A 15,861-nucleotide genomic window follows, 5' to 3' on the forward strand; every position below is an offset into this window, starting at 1 on the left:
CGGTCGACCTTTCTGTATGTTGCGTAGGAAACGGGCAATTATGGGGATCTGAAATCGGTCCCGGTGCCCGCCGGGGCAGGGGCACTCTTGTAGACGCGACGCTCGAACTCGGCCTGCAGCGCCAGCACACCCGCGTCGCCGGACGGCAGCATCTGCGTCATCAGCACGGCGGCGATGCCCTCGGCACGGTCGACCCAGAACTGCGTGTTGAAGATCCCGTCCCAGCCGCCGGAGCCGGCCCGGCGCATACCAGGTGTGGCGTGGCGTGTTACGTGCAGCCCGAGCGTGAAATCGCCGCCACTGGGAGGGAAGGTAGCGTCTTCCATCAGCGCAGCGTCCACCGACGTGATGCCGTCGGGAAAACGGACCTGCCCGAGTCCGTCGGTGAACATGCGGTCCACGGTCTCCGGCGCGAGGATCACCGATCCGTCCAGTTCTCCGCCGCGCAGCAGCGCGCAGGCGAAACGGGCATAGTCCAGCGCCGTACCGTACGCACCGCTCCCGCCCGAGTCGAGTCCTGAGTCCGCATCGAGGATGTCGTCACGGGTGTGGATACGGCCGGTTTCAGCATCGCGTCGGTGCACGCGCATGAGCCGCGCCCGTTGCTCCGGGGAGGGGCGGAAAGTCGTGTCTTTCATCCCGAGCGGCTCGAAGACGTTGGTCCGGAGGTAGGTGTCGAGCCGGAGTCCGCTGACCGCCTCGATCACGAGGCCGAGGTAGTCGGTACTGACCCCGTACTCCCAGACGGTGCCCGGGTCCGCGACCAAAGGGGCCGCCAGCGATGCCGCCCCGTTCAGGGCACCGACGCCGAGGGGGAGGCCGACCGCCTCGTGGTAGCGCCTGACGTCGGGATTGCAGAAGAAGTAGCCGAGCCCCGACGTGTGGTTGAGCAGGTGCCCTACCGTCGCCTGCCGAACCGGGGGGCGCAGGCGTGGACGCTCGCCGTCGAAGCCTTCGAGCACCTGAAGGCGGCCGAAGTCTGGGAGGATCGAGGTCACTTCCTGGTCGAACTGCAGTTGCCCACGCTCGATCAGCTGCAATGCTCCGACCGTGGTGAGCACCTTCGACATCGAGGCGTAGCGGAACATGGTGCTCGCGCTCAGCGGGGCGCCACCGTCGACGTTCTCCACGCCCGCACAGGCGGCGTGGACCGTGCCGTCGGGTGTGACGAGCACCGCTGTGGCTCCGGGCACGGCGCCCGTGCGGACGGCCTCAGTCAGTAGCTCCCCCAGCTCCCAGGCTGTCGGCGTGGTCCCGTTGCTCAATACCATTGAATGTGTCTCTCTGTTGGCGTGGGCCGTGTCGGTTCAGATGGCTGTGTATCCGCCGTCGACGACGACGTCGGCGCCGGTCGTGTAGGACGAGTCGTCGCTGGCCAGGTGGAGCACGGCCAAGGACACCTCCTGTGGAATGGCGAAGCGGCCGAGTGGAATGCCGTCGGTCGTGAGCTCTCCGCTGTCCCGGATGTCGGCGGTCATGGGTGTCTCGACGTCGCCGGGGTGAACTGCGTTGACACGGATGCCGTAGGGGGCCAGCTCCGCGGCGGCGGTCTTCGTCATGCCGCGGACGGCCCACTTGGCCGCCGCGTAGGCAAAACAGTCAGGGAAGCCCACCATGCCGGCCGTGGAGCCGATGTTGATGATCGATCCGCGGCCGGCGCGGCGCATCGCCGGGACGACTGCTTGCATGCCGAGGAACACGCCGATCTGGTTGACTTCGACAATGCGACGGAAGTCCGCTTCGGTCGCAGTCTCGAGCCGGTGCATCACGAGAATGCCGGCATTGTTGATCAAAACTTCCGGAGTACCGAACTCCTCCTCGGCGCGTTCGACGACGCGGCTCCAGTCCCGGGCGCTGGTGACGTCGGCTTCCGCGAAGATCGCCGAGTTTCCCAATTCTTTGGCGAGGCTGTTGCCCTCCTCGACGAGTCCGTCGGTCAGGACAACGCAGGCGCCGTTTTCGACGAACATGCGGGCATGCGAGGCGCCCATACCGCGGGCGCCACCGGTGATGATCACTGTCTTGCCGTCAAGTCGGGGCATTGTCAGCTCCTGTCTGGGATGTGAACGGTGGTGGGTCTTGCGAACCGACAGAACCGGTGGTCCGCGCCGGGACTTGTACAGGGACGGCGTCAGGCGTTTCCTTCGACCGCCTGCTGGCAGTGCGCTGCTACGGCGCGGCGGTCCACCTTGCCGCTCGCCGTCCTGGGCATCGGATTGATGATTTCGATCCGCTCGGGGACGGCGTAGTCGGGGAGCTTCTCGCGCAGCAGTCGGCCGGCGGCCGTCGCGTCGAAGGTGTTACCGGGCCGTTCCTCGACTGCGGCCCACACACGGTTGTGCAGGACCGGGTCGGGCACTGCGAAGACACAGCTTTGTCCGACCGAGCTGAGCTCGGCGAGCAGGGATTCCACGTGCGCCGGAAGGATCTTCTCACCGCCGCGGTTGATGACATCGTCCACCCGCCCTTCGATGTAGTAGAAGCCGTCGTCCAGGCGGGAAAGGTCTCCAGTGCGCAGCCAGCCGTTCTCGATCTTCTGGGCTGTCAGCTCGGGCTGGCGCCAGTAGCCCTGCATGATGGTCGGGCCCTGTACCCACAGCTCGCCGGTGCTTCCGGGCTCCACGTCGCGTCCGTTCTTGTCGACGATACGGATGCTGGTGCCGGGTACGGCGAAGCCGACGGACTCGCCGTGGATGGCTGCGTGCTCGGGTGGCAGGAAGGAAACCGCGGAGCCGTACTCGGTCATGCCGTAGCCGTGAAAAGGCTGCAACTGCGGCCACTTCCCAAGCAGTTCGTCAATCCAGGCGGCTGGCATGGGCGAACCGCCGTAGAGCAGCACCCTCAGGTGGCGAAGCGCGTCGTCGGCTCCGTCCGCCAGCATGATCAGACGGATGATGCTCGGGACCGCAGCGAGATAGGTCACGGGCCGCGCCGCCAGGGCGGCGACAGCCTCCGCAGTGCGGAACTTGTAGAGGAGGTCCGTCCGGCCGCCCAGTAGCAGCATGTGGCCGAATTGGTCCACGAACCCGGTGTTGTGGAACATCGGAACGATCACCAGCGTCGAGTCGCCCTGGCTCGTGCCCAGTACGCGTACGAAGGCCCACGACGCCTCGGCGAGCGCCGCCTGCGTCAGCACCGCGCCCTTCGGCTTTCCCGTCGTTCCGGAGGTGAAGCTGATCAGCGCCGCAGAGTCCGGCTCCGGGAGCGGTCGGCCGTGCTCCTTGTGACTCTCGTTCCCGGTGCACAGTCGCCCTACCCGGCGGGCCGGCACATAGCCTGCGATCCAGTCGTGGGCGTCGTCGACGAGCACCAGGGCCGCTTCCAGCAGCTGTACTTGTTCGGCGAACTGGCTGGGGTTGAGCCGGTTGTTGGCCGGCGCGATCACTGCACCCAGAGAAAGCACCGCGAGGTAGTGGACAGCCCACGCCGCGGTGTTGTGGCCGACGATGACGACCCGGTCACCGGCCTCGACGCCTTGCTCGGCCAGCCAGTTGCCGCATCGCGCCACCTTGTCCGCGAGCTGTGCGTAGGTGAACTCCTCGGTGGCCGTGGTGAGCGCCAGGGCTTGCGGAGTGGCGGCGGCCCAGTGGTCCAGCGCCATAGGCAGGGTCGCGAAAGGTATGGGGCGGCTGTCCGCGTGCTGCTTGGTCACAGTGCTCCTTACGGGCTCATTCGGTGCGCCTGCCGTTGCACCGACGGCCAGTTGGTTAACTAACGTTCATTGGCTGCGCAAGATCGACATGCATTAATGAGTAGGCTCTGACATACGGGCTACTCGGAGGAATGGCGACGCATTACCACATGAACGGTCGTTCACTCGTGGTACTGCAGGCATGCCTCAGGCATCGAGGGTGAGGTCGACGACGCGAGTCTCCCGGCCGAGACCGTCGAAGATCTGCCGACGACGGGCCTTGTAGAAGACGGCCAGGGTAAGTCCGATCACCAGGCCCGCCAACGGGATAGCGACCAGCCACATGTTCTCGCCAGGCGTTGCGCCGCCGACGACCAAATTGAACTTCAGCAGCGCCAGGACCGCGGTGGCTGCAAGCGAGAGGCAGGCGAGGCCCGGCGCGAAAAATACCTTGAACCAGTTCTCACCTGCGGGGATGCCCCTCCGCGCGAACCAGATGATCACAGCCAGGCTGACGGCAGTCATGAGCACCAACACACCGACGGAGGCCAGGCCGGTCAGCTCGGCGTATAGCGTGACGCCGTCCTTGCCAGCGAGAACGAACACGCCGAAGACCGCGGCACACAAGGCCGCGGCCAGCGCGGAGGCCCGGAAGGGCGAGCTGTGCCGCTTGTGCACAGCGGCGAAGTACGACGGGATGGCCCGGTCATAGCCCAGGTTATGCAGGTACCGGGCCAGGACGTTGTGGATCGAAAGAAGCGCGGCCAGTACCGACGTCGTAACGAAGAGGTAGGACAGCTGGGTGAAAACGGGCGCCACGTAGTGGCCAATCGAGTCCGGGAACATCGACGCCGGTGTCGCCGTCGCCACGCCCACAGCCTTCGGGCCGTAAGCCGCCGTCAGGGCGTAACACGAGAGCGTGTAGAGCACGCCTACGAACACGACGGCGATGTAGGTCGCCCGCGGGATGGTGCGGTTCGGCCAGCGGACCTCGTCACGATACAGGGCGGTCGATTCGAACCCCAGGAAGACCAGGACGCCGAAGAGAAGCGTCACACCTACGTCGCCCTTGAGGAATTCGGCCGGGCTGAGCGGAGCGACAGACAGCCCCGCCGCTCCCCCGCTGCCACCCCGTACCAGAACGGCGAAGTCATAGATCAGAACGACGGCGACCTCGAGGACCATCGCCACGGAGAGAATCTTCGCGGACAGCTCCACGTGGAAGTGGCCGAGCACGCTGACGATCAGCCAGCCAGCCGCGGCCCAGGCCCACCACGGGGTCGCGGGGCCGTCGAAGCTCGCGAGGAGGCTCCTCACCACGACGCCCAGCTGCGCGTAGACGCCAGCGAGCAACAGCAAGTAGGCCGTCACCGCCAGGAAGGCCGCCCCCAGGCCCGGCACCTTGCCAAGCCCGGCGCTGATGAACGAGTAGAAGTCGCCGGGCTTCGGCACGTGCTTGGTCATGGTGACGTAGCCGACCGAGAAGAGCAGGAGAACGACCGTGACCGTGACGAAGCCGAAGGCCGCACCGGGGCCATCGAAGACGATCGTGAATGGGATATACCCGCTCACCACGGAAATCGGCGCCGAGAATGCCAGCACGGTCAGCGCGAGAGAACCCGTGCCCATCTGGCCGGAGAGCGACTTCCTGGCGCCGGCGGAGCCGTCATCAAAAGGCAGGGCCGGCGCCGAGGGCAGCGGCACGTCGACCTGGATACCGCTTCGCGGTGCTTCACTCATGGGGTGTCTCCTGCAGGGGTGGCGGTGGCCTGGCCACCGCGCGAAGCCAACTTTTGGAGGGAGATGGTTCAGATGAGGGGCGAGCGGCGCGCGCAGATCGGCCCGACGCCGCACGCAGGACCTGATAAGGCCCGTGCTGGTGCTCCCCTGGTCGCACCGGCATCCGCCGGTCGAACGGCGCGATGTCAGCGGTTCCGGATCAGCGCGTCGAACTTACTAACGTAAGTTAGCGAGCTTATTGCCTCTTGGCCAGAGGAGACGCAGAAATCTCTCCGCCCAACGTCATCAACGGACCGCCCACCCTTCTTGCCGCGTTTGGTGGCGTCGGCTGAACTCTGATTCGCTTTGGGCAAGCGTGCCGTCAGAGAGTCAGCATTCGGCCGTCGCCGAGAGGGCTCCGCGGCCCGGTCGAGCCTGGCCAGCCAGGATGCCCTCGCAGCGGATATCCGGCGCCGGGCGTAGCCTGGCTGAGGAGGGACACCTCACCTTGGCAGGCCTTCATGGCAGCACTCATTACATCGACGCAACTCTCACGTGACAATCCCTTTGACCGCGGTCACGGCAGCTATCGCCGTACTGGACCGCTGGGAAACCGTTGTCCGATGGAACATTGCAGCTGAGCAGCAGTTCGGCTCCACCGCCGCGGAAGTTCTCGGCCGACCTGCCCGCAAGTTGCTCACGGACGTGGACGAGCTCGCGCACGGCAGCGTCGGGGGCGGGCACGGCCGCCATGCGGGGGCGTGATCGGCTGGACAGCCTGTTCATGGATGGCGACTTCGCCGACTGGTATCACGGCTGACGGGCGGCGCGGGTCGCCTGCACAGCTGGCTTTGGTGTCGGTGCTGCAGTGCCTGACCGGCAGCCGGCGAACCCGGTCCGCTGCCGTCCGGACTGGAAGTACTGTCTCGGCCTCGAACCGCATGATCCGGGATTCGACTGCACGGTGCTGGGCGAATTTCATGACCGAGGTCCGAAGTCGACCGTTGAATGCCCCCTGCGAATGAGTGATCGACAGCATCCGGCAAGGCCCTCGATCACATCCTCATCATGGACGAGACCGACGCCCTCCGGGTCCTGGCCGCCCACCAGCGGCACTACAACGAAAATCGGCCGTATCGAGCCCGGAATCAAGCACCGCATGGTGGCAACCAGCAGCCCCGCCAAGTTGCACAACCTCGACACCCGCAAACTCTTGCGCACCCGACTCCTCGGCGGCGTCATCAACGAATACCGCTACGCGGCCTGAACTGCAGCGACGACTTTTCGAGCCCCACACCCGGGCCCCCGAGTGATCGCCGATGACCACACCGCAGTGGTCACCTCACCTCAGGCAGACCAGCCCATTGTGCTCTCCGCGATCGTGACTACGTTGGCGAGCAGCATCGCGCGGGTCATCGGACCCACACCACCCGGGTTCGATGAGACCCAACCGGCCACGTCCTAGACGTCCCACGCGACATCGCCAGTGACCTTGCCGTCCACTCGAGAGACACCCACGTCGAGTACTGCAGCACCCAGCCTAACTATGTCGCCGGTGATGACCCCCAGGACTCCGGCAGCAGCCACCACGATGTCCGCCCTGCGTACGTGCGCGGCCAGGTCGGTTGTGCCCATGTGGCACAGCGTGACGGTGGCGTTCTCCGGACGACGGTTGAGCAGCAGGCCGAGCGGGCGCGACGGTCACACCGCGACCGACCACGACCACGTCCGCGCCGGCGATCGGGACGCCGTGGTGACTGAGCAGTTCGACGATGCCGTACGGCGTGCACTGCAGTGGTGCCTCGGTACCGAGGACCAGCCATCCAAGGTTCGTCGGGGGGCCTCCCCCAAGGCCGGTCCTGCGAGCGCTATGGATCCCCCGGTAGCGGTCGTTCATGGCATACGGGATCGTGTCCCACTGATCGTGTGGTCGCAGAGACAGCAGCACCAAGTGGCCCGGCGGGGCTCGATCTCGGACTCATGGCAGAGCAGCCAGGATCGCTCTGCCATGAGCATGCTGCGGAAGCAACCCCGACGGCCCCGACGAACAGGTCAATCGGAGCAGCGCCTACCCGTGGCCACCTCAGAAGACGACGGTGGTGTTGCCGTGTCGAAGCACACGGTCCTCGCAGTGCCAGCCGACCGCCCGCGCGAGGACAGTCCGCTCCACATCGGCGCCAAGCCGGGTCAGCGCAGCAACGTCATGGCGATGGTTCACGCGGTTGACGTCCTGTTCGATGATGGGCCCTTCGTCAAGTTCCTCGGTGACGTAGTGGGCGGTCGCTCCGATGAGCTTCACACCGCGTTCCCGCGCCCGCCCGTACGGCCCAGCACCGGCAAACGCCGGCAGGAAGGAGTGGTGGATGTTGATCACCGGGATGCCGGCCCGCCGCAAGAAGTCGCCCGACAGGATCTGCATGTAACGGGCGAGAACGACCAGGTCGCAGTTGCCGTCGAGGACCTCGAGCAGTTGTCGCTCTGCTTCCGGCTTGCCACTCTTGGAGGCCACTGGGATGTGATGGAACGGAAGTCCAAGCGCCTCGACGGCCGCGCGGTGGTCCGGGTGGTTGGAGGCGACCAGCACGACCTGCGCTTCCAGCTCGTTGCGTCGCCACCGATATAGGAGATCCTGAAGGCAGTGGTCCTCCTTGGATACCAAGATCGCCACTCGCTTCGGTCGGTCCGGGTTCCCGAACCGCCAAGTCATGCCGAATCGCTCAGCGACCACGCCGAAGCGTTCCGCAAGGCCCTCGATCACTTCGTCATTCCCGGCAAACTCCATGCGTAGGTAGAAGGTGCCGCCGAAGGGGTCTGACGAGTATTGATCAGACTGGATGATGTTGGCCCCCGCGTCGTGCAAGAACCGTGAGACTGCGGAGACGATGCCGGGCTGGTCCGGACACGAGGCGACGAGTCGCCGCCTCGAAAGTACTATCGGATTCGTAGAGTCCTGGGCCTCCAGGAGCGCGTTGGGTGCGTTCATGAGCGAGGCCTCTTCTTCTCGGGGTCGTAGGCGGGGTGGCTTTTGTGGACGACGGCGCCCAACGGGGAATCTCCGCTTGCAACATCGAGCCGCGTCCCGGGCACGGCGAGCGAAGCCTCGACGATCGCCAGGGCGATGGGGCCGGCGTACGGGCTCAGCGCCGGGCTGGTAAGTGTGCCCACCCGCTCGCCGTCCCGTGATAGCGCTGCTCCATACTCGGGCAACTCCTCACTGTCCAGCCTGAGCGTGGTCAGCCGGTAGCGCCGCGGCTGCGGCTCGAGGGTGGCGAGCACGTCTCGTCCGAGGAAGTCTCGGCGAAGGTCGATGAGATGGTCGAACGAGACGTCGTAGGGGGTGTACGTGTGCTCCGGGTAGTCGGTGTCCGTCACGATGATGCCGGACTCGATCCGCACCGACTCGATCGCCGTAAGCCCGTAGGGCCGGGCACCGGTCTCGCGCAGGAGTCCCCGCAGGAGATCCGGCGCGACGTCCGGCCGACAGAACAGCTCGTAGCCGAGTTCGCCGGAGACACCTGTGCGTGAGAGCCACACCGGGACTCCGGCGACGGTTACCTGCTCGGGGTAGAAGCGGAACCACCCCAGCCGAGTGAGGTCGGCGTCCGTGATGGACGCAAGCGCCTCGCGCGATCCTGGTCCCTGGAAGAAGAGGTGCGGCAGCTCCTCAGTGACGGATTCGATCTGAACGTCCAGGCCGCTGGTCGCATTCGCAAAGTGCTCGGCGCGTGTGTTCTTATTGGTCATCACCCAGAGGTGATCGCTGGCGAGCTTGAACACCGTGCCATCGTCGATCATTCGGCCGTCGGCGTCGCAGAAGGCGCCGTAGCGCACCTGCCCAACTGCTGCACCGATGACATTGTTCGTATGCACGCGCTGTGCGGCCACCTCTGCATCGGGGCCGCGGAACTCCCATTTGTTGATCGGTGACGCGTCGAAGACCGCGACACCCTCCCGCTGGGCGCGGTACTCCTCGTCGACATCACCGAAATGGTCCGGCCACAGCGAGCCGAACAGCTCTGTGAACTCAGCGCCAAGTTCCGTCGTGACATCGTGGAACGGCGTCTTACGCGCCGTGGACTGGCTCGTCTCCATTGGCATTCCTTTCTGTAGCAGTCAAGTCTGGCAACCTGCGCTCCCCCGCACATCGGCCGCACTCGTCTGATTTGCATGGTCGACCAACTAGCTCCCGAGACGACTGACACGCGGGGCGGCTTCGGTGTAAACCGCTTTCGGATCCGCCTGTGAGATGACCTGGCTGGCCCAGCTGTGGGTGCCCAGTCCGAAACTCAGGTTCCGGCTCTCCTCCTGTGCGCGTGTACTCGAACGCATCGGGCTCGTGGAATACATACGGAGCACAGCTCGCGGCCGGCGCAGTTCGGTGTGCCGCGGCGGATCGACTCCGAGCATGGTGTCGCTCACGTACGACCATGGCCCCTGGTTCGCCCGGGCCGCCGAGGCTCATGATCGGGCGCCTCGCGTTCCGCACGATGTCCTCGTACCGGCTGACGACGTACGAACCGTCGAACTCGTATACCGGGTGGTGCTGCTGAAGCTTGCGGTACCACGGATCCGGGTCTACCCGGGACTGCGGATCGCTCCATGGGAGGTAAGTGTCCTCGCTCGATAAGCTCATGGCTCGCCTCCTCGGGTAGCGCCGACATCAGCGGAGCGTCAGGGACGGGGTTTGGCGCCGCCGACGACGACGCGATGCTAACTATCGGTAGTTAGCCACACTACAGGCATCAAGCCCAGGGCGGGTGAATGTGAGCCATGTCACACCGAAGTCCCGCATTTGACTGCGGAAGGCAGGCAGCGCGGCCACATATGGAGTCTTGACGGACCGGCACCCGACGTGCCGGACAGTGAGAAAACTGAACCGTTCCGGGTTCGGTAGAGACCTCAGATGTTGGTTGTGACCTGGGGTTTCGTTGTCGACCCGAGCAAGGGATCGCCAGGGTCGCTGCGGCTTGATCGCCTCGGTCTTGAAGAGGCCGTTGGTGGACTTCATCAGCGCGTTGTCGTACGCGTCGCCGACCGATCCGATCGAGGCGGCGATGTCGGCGTTCTCCAAGTGCTGGGCGAGCGTGAAGGACGTATATTGCGAGCCCGCGTCCGAGTGGTGAAGCAACTGACCTGGCAGGGGCGGGTTTTGGTCGCGGTCGCGTTGCCACAGTCCTATGTCCAGGGCGTCCAGGACGAGCCGTGTCTGCTTCGTGGTCGAGGCGGACCAGCCGACGATCCGGCGGGAGAAGGTGTCCATGACGAAGGCGATGTAGACGACGCCGGAGAACGTGGCGACATGGGTGAAGTCGGCGACCCAGCAGCGGTTCGGTGCGCTGGCGACGAAGTCGCGGTCGACCAGGTCCGGCGCCCGCGGTGCGGTTGGGTCCGGGATCGTGGTGAGCACTCTCATGCCTCGGACGGCGCCGGTGATGTCGAGCTCGCGCATGAGGCGTTCGACGGTGCAACGGGCCACGGTCTGGCCCTGGCGGTTCAGTTGCCGCCAGATCTTCCTCGCGCCGTAGACACGGTAGTTGGCCTCGTACGCCTCCTTGATCAGTTTTTTTCAGTGTGGCGTCGCTGACGGTGCGGGCCGCGGGTGCGGCCTGGCGCTTGTAGTGGGCGTAGTAGGTGGACGGGGCGATCTTGCGGTCGTGGTCGGTGAGGCCCCGGCAGATCGGCTCGACTCCGCCGAAGCGGTCCCGGTGCTCGTCGATGAACGCTACGAGCGTGTGTGTGGCCGGTCGAGCTCGGCCGCGAAGAATGACGCCGCGGCTTTGTCGTTCGCCCGCTTGAGTTCTGCGTTCTCCTTCTTCAGGCGCTTCAGCTCGGCCGACTCCTCCGTCGTCGTGCCTGGTCGGGCGCCGGCGTCGATCTCTTCCTGACGGACCCACTTGCGCAGCGTCTCGGTCGTGCCGATGCCGAGCTTCACGGCGACCGCTTTCATTGCGGCCCACTCGGTGTCATAGTCCGGTCGCACCTCGGCGACCATCCGCACCGCACGACGGCGCAGCTCAAGCGGGTAATGGGAAGAACGTGCCATGACTCGATCCTCTAAAATGATCGAGTCCCTACCGAACCCGGAACGGTTCAAAACCATCTGGACCGAGCTCAGACTCGGGGACAACGTCTGACCGCAGCATGAACCGCGGACGGGCATCGCCTCCTCGGTTCCCGGGCAGGAGCCCTTCACCAGGCTGATGGCCTGGCGGGCGCCGGGGCAGTCTGAGGTGCTGGAACACGGCGACCTTGAGCCGGCGGATCTCGTCGCGGTGGTGGGCCCGGCCGCGGGGGCGGTGATCCAGCCGGATATCGGCCCAGTGAGGCTTCCTGACCCGCGCATACAACCCGGGATGGTTCTTCTTCACGATGGCCAGGTGGTGGGCGCCCCGAATCGGCGGCGGCGAAGCGCGGATTGGTGAAGCGCCAGCCCAGCGAGGTGTCGTGCGTCTCACCGGGCTTGGCCCACGGCGTGCCGGGCTTCTCTATCACCCACGGGGCGCGGGTCATGGACTCCACACCGCCCGCGACAACCAGTTCGGCCTCGCCAGATCGGATCGCCTGCGCGGCCGAGGCGACCGCCGTGAGGCCCGAAGCGCAAAGCCGGTTCACGGTGTAGCCGGGCACGGTGTGCGGAAGGCCGGCCAGGAGTCCCGCCATGCGCGCCACGTCCCGGTTGTCCTCTCCCGCTTGGTTGGCGGCGCCGAGGATCACCTCGTCCACGGCCTCGGCCGGGATCCTCGAGCGGCGGACAGCCTCCCCAACGACGAGAGCGGTCAGGTCGTCGGGGCGGACGGACGCCAACGCGCCTCCGTAACGGCCCTGCGGGGTACGGGCCCCGTCGATCAGGTAGACCTCCTCAGGCATGGGTGGACTCCCAGGGGCGGCGATCGGGCGGCGCGACTGCAGGGTGGCAAAGCGTCCGGTGACGAACGCGGGGTCGGACAGGGCGGCGCTGGCTGCCGGGTTGGCGGCGCTGCCGTGGAAGTCGCTGAAGGCGGCGGACTGGTTGACGAACACCCCGCCGGTGAGGTTCTCCGACAGGTGGACGCCGGCGTCCAGGGCTGCTGTCTCCGCAGCGATCAGCACGTCCTCGCTGGTGGAGTGGACTGCAGCGGTCAGAGCCCCGTGCGCGCGCACCGTCTCGCGGAAGATCTCGAGGCTGTGCTCGGTGGAATCGGTACCGATGACGAAGGAGACGGGCCCGAACCACTCCCGGGTTTACGTCTCTTGATCGGCCCCCGCGTCGAGGCGTGCCACCAGCGGCGTACGGATGACCGCGCCGGGGTTCTGGGGATCGTGGACTGGGGCTGACGCGCGCACCGTGCGGCCGAGTGCCGAGGCCAGCTCCAAGCGCTCACGCACCTGGTCGTTGACGAGGGCGCCGAGCGTGCCGGCGGCACGCGCGGGATCGCCGAGGAGCTCGTCCAGCGCGGCGCCGAGGTCGGCGGCGAACTCGTCGGCAGTTCGCAGGCCCTGATCGGTAGCGAGGCCGTTACGGGGGACCAGGAGGTTCTGCGGGGTGGTGCACATCTGCCCGCTGTAGAGGGCGAGCGAAAAGGCGAGATTGCCCAGCAGGCCCCGGTAATCGTCCGTGGAGTCCAGGACGACCGTGTTCAGGCCGGCCTTCTCGGTGTACACGACGGACTGGCGAGCGTTCGTCTCCAGCCAGTCGCCGAACTCGGTCGAGCCGGTGAAGTCGATGATCCTGACGCCCGGATGCAGCGCGAGGAAGCCCGCGGTGCGCTCGCCCGGTTCCTCGACCGCGAGCACCACGACGTTGGGGTCGAAACCGGCCTCGGCGAGAATACCGCGGGCGATCCGCACGGTGATCGCGAGGGGCAGGACCGCGCCCGGGTGCGGCTTGACGACGACTGGGTTGCCGGTCACCAGGGAGGCGAACAAGCCCGGGTAGCCGTTCCAGGTCGGGAAGGTGTTGCAGGCGATCAGCAGGGATACACCCCGACCAACCGGTGTGAACTTCTTGTCCATGACCAGTGGGCTGCCCTTGCGCTGGGGCTTGGTCCAGCGGGCGGCGTCCGGGTGCCGCTTCTGCTCTGCCCAGGAGTACGCGACCGCCTCCAGGCCCCGGTCCTGGGCGTGTGGCCCGCCGGCCTGGAAGGCCATGACAAACGCCTGCCGGGTTGTGTGCTGTTTGTGATATGCCCGTAGCGACGTGCGGCCCCTGTTCCTGTTCGCTCCGCAGGGCTCCGGCTACATATAGAGCCGTAGGCACCGTCAGCTCCCCTCTCACTGCGCCTACGGCAAGGGCGCCTCTGGGGAGAATCTGGGGAGTGAAGAACGGTGCTGGGAAGCGGGTGGGGAGAATCGGCTACATAACACAGCACGATCCTGAAAGACGCTGAAAGGACCATCCGTGCAGGTCAGATGGTCCTAAAGCGACAACAGGGCAGGTCAGCCCAACCACATAGACAACTCCATGTGGATGTCGTCGGCCTACGGGTAGAAGTGCGTCAGCGACTCGGCGACGCAGGCCGGCTTCTCGGAGCCTTCCAGCTCGAAGGTGAAGGCGCGTGTCATCTGTACGCCGCCCCGCGCGACCTCGGTCACCTCGGTGACCGTGGCGTGCAACCGTACGCGGCTGCCGACGGGGACGGGCGCCGGGTAACGGACTCGGTTGGCCCCGTAGTTGAGCGCCCGTCCCACGCCGCTCACCTGGAGCAGCTCGCCGAACATCGGGATGCCCCAGCTCAGGACCATGTAGCCGTGGGCGATCGTGCGCCCGTACGGGCCGGCGGCGGCGCGTGCGACGTCTGTGTAGATCCACTGGTGATCCCCTGAGACGTACGCGTAGGCGTCGATCAGTTCCTGGGTGATCTCCCTCCACTCGGAACGGCCGAGGTCGCGTCCGCCGAGGGCGAGGATCTCCGGGATGCCGTGCACGGTCAGGGGCATGGGCGGTACTCCGTTCAGCGTGTACGGGCGGTCAGGCGGTGACGGGCGCGGTACGGGGCGCGGCGACCGCGTCGGCGGCCAGCTCGTCGTGATTGGGGCGCTTGAGCAGGAGCAGCATGCAGCCCAGGCTCAGCGCCACCTGCAGCGCGGCGTATGCGATGACAGCGGTGACGGAGCCGGTCCGGTTGAGCAGGAACTGGCCGATGATCGGGGTCGTACCGCCCAGCAGGGTGCCGCACAGCTGGTAGCAGAGGGAGATACCGGTGTAACGCAGATGCGCCGGGAAGCGGCTGGCGAGCATGCCGGCGAGGGCCGCGTAGTAGAGGCAGTGCGGGATCGTGGCGACGGCGACACCGACCATCGCGAGGCCGTAGTTCTGGGTGCTGATGAGGACGAACATCACCGGCATGAGGATCAGCTCGGGGACCAGCATCACGATCACCGCGCGGGACCAGCTCTTCATCCGGGTGGCGATGAGGGCACCGAAGGGCTGGACGATGATCTGGGTGATGTTGGCGACGAGGATGATCGTCAGGAACGAGCTGCGGTCGAAGCCGAGGGACGTGGTGGCCCATGACAGGGCGAACGTCGACTTGAAGTACGTCGCGGACAGGCCGATGGTGCAGGCGCCGATACCGAGAACGATCAGCATGGGGTGGCTGCGCAGGACCTCCGTCAGCGGGAGTTTGACGACTTCCTTCTTTTCGATGATTTTGGCCATGGCCGGGGATTCGGCGACCTTCAGGCGGACCACCAGGCCGATCATGACGAGTGCGGCGGAGGCGAGGAAGGGCACCCGCCAGCCCCACGAGACGAAGGCGTCGTCGGGCAGCTGGCTGATGGCGAGGAAGCTCACCGTGGAGAGTGTGTTCCCGACGGGTGAGCCCTGCTGGGCGAACGCCCCGTACAGCACAGACTTGCCCTTGGGGGCGTGCTCGGAGGCGATCAGGACGGAGCCGCCCCACTCACCACCGAGGCCGATGCCCTGGATCATGCGGATGCAGATCAGCAGGATCGGGGCGGCAACGCCGATGGAGGCGTAGCCGGGGAGCAGGCCGATCGCGGTGGTCGAGACACCCATCATCAGCAGGGTGATGACGAGGGTTTTCTTGCGGCCGAGCCGGTCGCCGTAGTGACCGAAGATGATGCCGCCGAGGGGGCGTGCGAGAAAGCCGACCCAGAAGGTGGCGAAGGCGACCAGGGTGCCTATGGAGCCTTCGAGTTCGGGGAAGAACACCTTGTCGAAGACGAGCGCTGCCGCGGTTCCGTAGATGTAGAAGTCGAACCACTCGATGGTGGAGCCGATGAAGGCTCCGAATCCCGCGCGTTTCGCGGCCTTCTTTTGCTCGCGTGCGGTTGCGGTGGTCGCACTCATGGTGGCTCCCGTGAACATGGTTGATCAAGCGGATGGGGGCACGGTCGGCCCGGCGTGCCCGAGGCTCCCTGGGCCGCGTGGTGGGGAGGGTCGGAAAGAGAGGGGACGGTACGGGGACAGAGTGGTCAGGCGGCTCTACCGTCTTGATCGGGTTGATCGAGCCATTCGTAGGGTTGGGTCACCCAGGGGTGCTGGGTGTGGCTATCAGGCGGCTGCCGTC

At 66.2% G+C, this 15,861-nt stretch carries 11 protein-coding genes and 3 pseudogenes; 1 reads left to right on the plus strand and 13 read right to left on the minus strand.

What is annotated here, in order from left to right; translation table 11 throughout:
• Positions 1-38: 38 nt before the first annotated feature.
• The 4 genes from AB0436_RS29985 to AB0436_RS30000 all read right to left on the minus strand — a co-directional run bounded on the left by AB0436_RS29985 (position 39) and on the right by AB0436_RS30000 (position 5,335).
• Complete coding sequence (locus AB0436_RS29985; RefSeq protein WP_366471083.1) at positions 39-1,271, minus strand: serine hydrolase domain-containing protein; 1,233 nt, start codon at positions 1,269-1,271, stop codon at positions 39-41.
• Positions 1,272-1,307: 36 nt separating this feature from the next.
• The gene (locus AB0436_RS29990; protein WP_366471084.1) at positions 1,308-2,042 is read right to left on the minus strand and encodes a glucose 1-dehydrogenase; all 735 of its coding nucleotides are present in this window, start codon (positions 2,040-2,042) and stop codon (positions 1,308-1,310) included.
• Between the two features lie 89 nt (positions 2,043-2,131).
• Positions 2,132-3,652 (minus strand): class I adenylate-forming enzyme family protein, encoded by a 1,521-nt coding sequence (locus AB0436_RS29995; RefSeq protein ID WP_366471085.1) that lies wholly within the window; start codon positions 3,650-3,652, stop codon positions 2,132-2,134.
• Positions 3,653-3,838: 186 nt separating this feature from the next.
• A complete protein-coding gene (locus AB0436_RS30000) occupies positions 3,839-5,335 on the minus strand; it encodes an APC family permease (protein ID WP_366471086.1) in 1,497 nt (498 codons plus the stop codon).
• A gap of 570 nt (positions 5,336-5,905) precedes the next feature.
• On the opposite strand from AB0436_RS30000, the gene AB0436_RS30005 reads away from it, so the two are divergent.
• Positions 5,906-6,115, plus strand: coding sequence for a PAS domain S-box protein (locus AB0436_RS30005; protein WP_366471087.1), 210 nt, complete (start codon positions 5,906-5,908; stop codon positions 6,113-6,115).
• Between the two features lie 582 nt (positions 6,116-6,697).
• Here AB0436_RS30005 and AB0436_RS30010 read toward each other — a convergent pair.
• The 9 genes and pseudogenes from AB0436_RS30010 to AB0436_RS30050 form a co-directional block, all read right to left on the minus strand.
• Positions 6,698-7,187, minus strand: a pseudogene (locus AB0436_RS30010) (bifunctional methylenetetrahydrofolate dehydrogenase/methenyltetrahydrofolate cyclohydrolase); the annotation flags it as partial.
• 246 nt (positions 7,188-7,433) lie between these two features.
• Positions 7,434-8,333 (minus strand): formyltetrahydrofolate deformylase, encoded by a 900-nt coding sequence (gene purU / locus AB0436_RS30015; protein ID WP_366471088.1) that lies wholly within the window; start codon positions 8,331-8,333, stop codon positions 7,434-7,436.
• Positions 8,330-9,442, minus strand: a complete 1,113-nt coding sequence (locus tag AB0436_RS30020; protein ID WP_366471089.1) for an aminomethyltransferase family protein — start codon at positions 9,440-9,442, stop codon at positions 8,330-8,332. The genes purU and AB0436_RS30020 overlap by 4 nt, the downstream gene beginning before the upstream one ends.
• Positions 9,443-10,064: 622 nt before the next feature.
• On the minus strand, positions 10,065-10,910 hold the full coding sequence (locus AB0436_RS30025; protein ID WP_366471093.1) for an IS3 family transposase: 846 nt from the start codon (positions 10,908-10,910) through the stop codon (positions 10,065-10,067).
• A gap of 162 nt (positions 10,911-11,072) precedes the next feature.
• Positions 11,073-11,393, minus strand: a complete 321-nt coding sequence (locus tag AB0436_RS30030; RefSeq protein ID WP_366471090.1) for a transposase — start codon at positions 11,391-11,393, stop codon at positions 11,073-11,075.
• Between the two features lie 350 nt (positions 11,394-11,743).
• Positions 11,744-12,217, minus strand: a pseudogene (locus AB0436_RS30035) (beta-ketoacyl synthase N-terminal-like domain-containing protein); the annotation flags it as partial.
• Positions 12,218-12,241: 24 nt separating this feature from the next.
• A pseudogene (gene paaN / locus AB0436_RS30040) lies at positions 12,242-13,506 on the minus strand (phenylacetic acid degradation protein PaaN); the annotation flags it as partial.
• A 301-nt stretch (positions 13,507-13,807) separates the two neighbouring features.
• The gene (locus AB0436_RS30045; protein WP_366471091.1) at positions 13,808-14,266 is read right to left on the minus strand and encodes a MaoC family dehydratase; all 459 of its coding nucleotides are present in this window, start codon (positions 14,264-14,266) and stop codon (positions 13,808-13,810) included.
• A gap of 31 nt (positions 14,267-14,297) precedes the next feature.
• On the minus strand, positions 14,298-15,641 hold the full coding sequence (locus tag AB0436_RS30050) for an MFS transporter (RefSeq protein WP_366471092.1): 1,344 nt from the start codon (positions 15,639-15,641) through the stop codon (positions 14,298-14,300).
• Positions 15,642-15,861: the final 220 nt, after the last annotated feature.

Source organism: Streptomyces sp. NPDC051322 (assembly GCF_040689485.1).
Taxonomy (GTDB): Bacteria; Actinomycetota; Actinomycetes; order Streptomycetales; family Streptomycetaceae; genus Streptomyces.